This is a genomic window from Prevotella conceptionensis 9403948 (assembly GCF_000312305.1).
Classification (GTDB): Bacteria; Bacteroidota; Bacteroidia; order Bacteroidales; family Bacteroidaceae; genus Prevotella; species Prevotella conceptionensis.
In genome coordinates, this window is the sequence record NZ_HE999443.1 from 304,342 (window position 1) to 309,244 (window position 4,903).

The window sequence follows — 4,903 nt, forward strand, 5'->3', positions numbered from 1 at the left end:
GCCCGTCATCACGTTTCCGTTCCGCCACAAGTAGTCCATACCTCCGTCAAGGTCGTCGCCCCATCCCCATGTGTCGGCATAGTCCTTAGGCATCACAATGCCGTCGGTAGCGGCATCGTAGTGTGCCGAGCGGTATTTCTTGGCCAGCATCAGCGCGATGTCGCGTTCGGCCTTTCCGATGGTTTGTTTGGGCGTTGCGGGCAACCACGATAGGGATTGCGATACGTTTACCTGTATTTCATTGCGCCCGGCCTTACCTTTTTTGGTGGTGATAAGGATAACGCCATTACCTGCACGCGAACCGTAAAGCGATGCCGAGGCAGCATCTTTCAACACTTGCACGCTCTCGATGCTGGATGGGTCCAGCCCGGCAAGGGCATTAATGCCACCCATGTTTTGGGGGTCGTTGGCCACAGGCACGCCGTCTACCACGTAAAGTGGCGTTCCGTCGTTTGCGCCTTGTTGGTTGAGCGAGCTAAATCCACGTATGGTTACTTTCGAACCGCCACCACCTGGCGAACCAGACAGGTTGGTTACGTCTACACCGGCAATGCGTCCTTGCAGCAAGTTTTCAAGACTGGGCGAGGGAACTTTCTGCAAATCCTCTGCTTTTACCGAGCCGATGGCTCCCACTTGCTCGCGTGTGTTACGCTTACCATAGGCAATGACGGCCACTTCGCCCAGCATTTTTTCTGCCGAAGGCAACAAAACGCTCAACTCACGGCGCGCATCATACTTCACGGTCTTGGTGTCGAACCCCACGCTCGATATGGTTACGTCGCCCTCTTGGCGGTCAACCTTCATGGTAAAGTGCCCGTCTAGGTCGGTGGTAGTGCCTTGTGTAGTGCCTTTAATCTGCACGGTGGCAAACGAAACGCCCTGCCCGTCCTTGTCTTTCACAAGTCCTTTAAGCGTAAAGGCCGTTTCTTTGTGTTGTTCCATGCGGTAGACGTTGATTTTCTTTCCGTCTACGTTGTAGGCGAAAGCGGTTTTGGCCAGCAAGCTTTGCACAGCTTGCAGGGCATCTACGTTTTCAAAAGAGATAGTTACCGTCAACGTGTCGTTTCGCACGTCGTCGGTGTAAGTTACTTCATAGTCGCCTTGTCGCCCCACGAAATCGAGGATGCTGGCTAGCGGCTTGTCCTTAAACGAAACCGAGATGCGCTTGCCCTGAGTCTGGGCTATTGCCTCGGCGGGTAGAAGCGCGGCCAAAGCCAAGGCTCCTAAGAACACTGCAAGTAGATAGCGTTTCAGATGTACTGCCATACAATTAGTTTATAAAGAGTGATGATATTTACTTAATACAGGTAAGACATTGATTAAATTACAGTTTTTGAACGAGCAAAGGCCATACAAACGGCGCATTGTTCGCGTGTAGTTTCAAGGCGGCAAATATAGTAAAAAAACCGCATAAAAATAAATCTAACAAAAAAATCTTCTTCATTTTTACCTTTTTTCACATCAAAAGGCGTACTATTTTAGGAGCAAAGGGGCGGTTAAACGGATGCAAAACTAACAATTTGTGCAATCGATTGGCATGCTGTGACTGTTTGATTTAGCTTTCCTTACAGGTAAGTTTTACGCCAAAACTCATCTTGTTGCGGCACGATGGGCGATAAATGTGAGGCAAACGCTACTTGTTTTGCACGCCATACGGCGAAGTGGGCTCGACTTTCATTGTTTCTGTAAATTGAAAGGAGTTTATTGTCTTTGTGAGGTCCGCATAGGATAAACGCGCCGCACATGTACCAAGCGCAGGACTAAGGTACGGCGAAATCCGAAGTTCAGCCGCATTTGTCTGTGGCAAAACGTGGCTGTGTATCAAACAAAGTAACCAGGTAGTGGTCCTCTCAACCCCTTCTTTGCAAGTTGAAAGCATCTTTCCTGCGGCACAAAATGAGGAAAACGTAAAGCGCACTTCTTTATGTTTCTTATGTTCTTATGTCGAAATGGATGAATTTTGGTTGCAATACGAAGGGATGGGCGATTAACTCCTTCAACTTATAATGAGGAAAACGTAAAGCACACTTCTTTGTGTTTCTTATGTTCTTATGTCAAAATGGACGTATTTAGGTTGCAATACGAAGAGATGAGCGATTACCCCGCTCACTTATTCCCTCGTCAACTTGTTAACTTGTCTACTCGTCGACCTGCCAAACTTTGTCAGCTTTCCAGTAAGAATTTTAACACAATGAGTGCTCTTTTTGCCACCAATCGCCAACCTTGTCGCAAAAAATCGATTCTCGCGAAGGTTCGTTTTGGTGCAAAATGGGGATGGTTGTACATGCAGACAAAATGAATTTTTATTTAAACTGACCGCCACTAACACCCATTTTTTTGCGATTTGTAGCAAAATGAAGTGCGTTTTGCCGCAAAATGCAGTGCAATATGGTGCAAAACGCAGTGCATTTTGGTGCTAAATGCAATGCGTTTTGGTGCAAAATGCAAGGTAAAATGGTGCAAAATACCCAGCAAAATGGTGCCAAATGCGAGGCGAAAAGCATAAATATTCACTGCAATTGCATAAATAAAATCTTTTAGAACCATGAAAAACATGGCTGAAAAGGGCGAAATAGTGGTTAAAAAGTAGGGTTTTAGGGTCTAAAAGTGGGTTATTGGACCTGAAAAAATACGAGCAGGCAACCAAACTAGAAAGGCAAAATGGTGCTAAATGCAGGTTTTATCCTTGAAAATAGACAAAACAAAAGATGTAAAAGGCGCAAAACTGTGGCAATTTACCTACTTTTAAGCCTATATTTTCGCTAGAATGGTGCGAAAATCAGAGAGGTGTTGTAAAATAAAAATAAAGTTTTTAAGTTTGTGGTTTTGTGAGTTGTTTGAGTTAGTTAGTTTGTAAGTTGATGATTTTTTGAGTTGATGGGTGTGTCGGTTGGTGAGTTAGTGGGTTGACAGGTGTGTGAGTTAGTGAGTTAATCAGTTTGTAAGTAGGTGATTTAGTGAGTTGACGGGTGTGTGGATTTGTAAGTTGATGAGTTTGTCGGTTGGAGAGTTAGTCAGTTGACGGGTGTGTGAATTTATGAGTTGATGAGTTTGTAAGTAGGTGAGTTAGTGAGTTGTCGGGTGTGTGAGTTGATGAGTTTATAAGTTTGTGAGTTAGTGAGTTCGTAAGTAGTTTTGGTGCAAAGTGCAACTTGTCAACGAGCCGTCACGGCCAACTATAAGTGAGTTTGTAAGTAGTTTTGGTGCAAAGTGCAACCGTTAGCCTTTTGAAATGGCATCGAAAAGGCGTTGTTCGGCAGCGGCAATAAAGTTGGCATCGTCGAAATGATGTTGGGATTTTAAGTCGAGAAAGGCGCAGCGAAGGGCAAAGAGCAGGCGCAACCGCTTGCTGGAACCTGCAACACAGGTTGCCAACTGGTGCATCTGCTGAGCATCGCAACGCCCCAAGAGGTATTCTTCAATGTTTAAATTCTTAATAGTCATGCTTAATATAAAAGAGAGAGTTGTGCAAAACGTAGTTACCCCGCACGCATGGGCCACACAGATATGGGTACAGATGCACGCGTTTTCTACATTGCTCTATTATCATTACAATCTAGAAGGCAAAACAACTTAAACGAGTTTGGTAGACGAAAGGAGAATGTAGAACCATACACCCCCACTACCGGCCTCACCCCCAACCCCTCTCCAAGGGGAGAGGGGAGTGAAATGCCGTGCAGCTACAAAGCAAGCGAATAGAAACAAAGCATATTACTCCCCTCTCCCCTTGGAGAGGGGTTGGGGGTGAGGCCGGTAGTGGGGGTTTGAATAGGCCGGTAGTGGGGGTGTGAGGCCCGTTGTTTTTTCTCTTTCTTACCCATTTCCCTACGGCGTTACTGGCGTTAGTTCCACATCAAACAAGCCATTTTCTTTCACCACAAGCGTTTCGGTGCGATAGCCGGCGAGGGTGAAGTGGAGGGTGGAACCAATGCGAACGGAGAGCGAATACTCGCCGCGAGCGTTGGTTTGAGCCGTTTTTCCATCGGCCGTTACCTTTACGCCAACTAGGGGAAAGGCTTGAACATTGCGCACAATGCCTGCAATACGGATGGTTCTGCTTGTGTTGGGTGTGGCTTGCGGTGTGCGTTGGGGACTTGTTTTAAGCCTCGTGGGGGCACTGTTGGCCGACTTCTGTTGGGCGATGGGCACCACGGTGAGCGTATCGCGAAGGCGGATGTCGGCCGAGGATGCACCAACGAGCAACTCGAATTGTCCTGGTTCTACCACGCGGCGCATGCTTCTATCGTGCAAAAACAATTCGGCAATGGGCAAACGAAGGGCAAAACGTTGTTCTTTCTCTGGGCCAATGGCGGCCTTGTGGAAAGCGTAAAGCTGCTTAACGGGTGTGGCAACCGAACTTTTAAGGTCGCGAACATAAAGCTGAGCCACCTCCATAGCCGGGCGTTTGCCCATGTTGCGCACGGTGAATTGTATCTCTATGGTATCTTTTTCGTTGGCCGAGCGACTGGAAAGTTGCAGTGTGTTATAGTCGAAAGAGGTGTAACTAAGGCCATATCCGAAGGCGTAGGCGGGGTAGGGGTCGGAAAAAACGTAGTCGCGCCCTGGCTTTTCGGGCGTGCCTTTCTTGTTGTAATAGCCCTTATCGGTGGGCAAGGCGTTGTAATATACGGGCAACTGTCCCACGCTTTTGGGGAACGACAGGGGCAAACGACCTGATGGCGAGAACTCGCCGAAGAGCATTCGGGCCAACGAAAGGCCTGCTTGTTCGCCGCCATACCATTGCACAACCAATGCGCCAACGCGATGGCGGGAACTCTCCATTACCAACGGCCGACCTGTTACCAGCACAACTACCAACGGCTTGCCCAAGGCCACGAGGCTATCAACAAGTTGTTGTTGCACACCAGGTAGGGTAAGTTCGGACAAGTCGTAGCCTTCGCCG

General features: G+C 47.8%; 3 protein-coding genes. All 3 read right to left on the reverse strand.

Annotated features, from left to right (window positions below; genetic code table 11):
• Positions 1–1,266 (reverse strand): TonB-dependent receptor plug domain-containing protein (locus BN93_RS01055; protein ID WP_157462607.1); only part of this gene is annotated, 1,266 nt, incomplete at its 3' end.
• 1,953 nt (positions 1,267–3,219) lie between these two features.
• Positions 3,220–3,444, reverse strand: coding sequence for a hypothetical protein (locus BN93_RS01070; RefSeq protein ID WP_019186502.1), 225 nt, complete (start codon positions 3,442–3,444; stop codon positions 3,220–3,222).
• Between the two features lie 381 nt (positions 3,445–3,825).
• Positions 3,826–4,903 (reverse strand): glycoside hydrolase family 3 C-terminal domain-containing protein (locus tag BN93_RS18310; protein WP_044259344.1); only part of this gene is annotated, 1,078 nt, incomplete at its 5' end.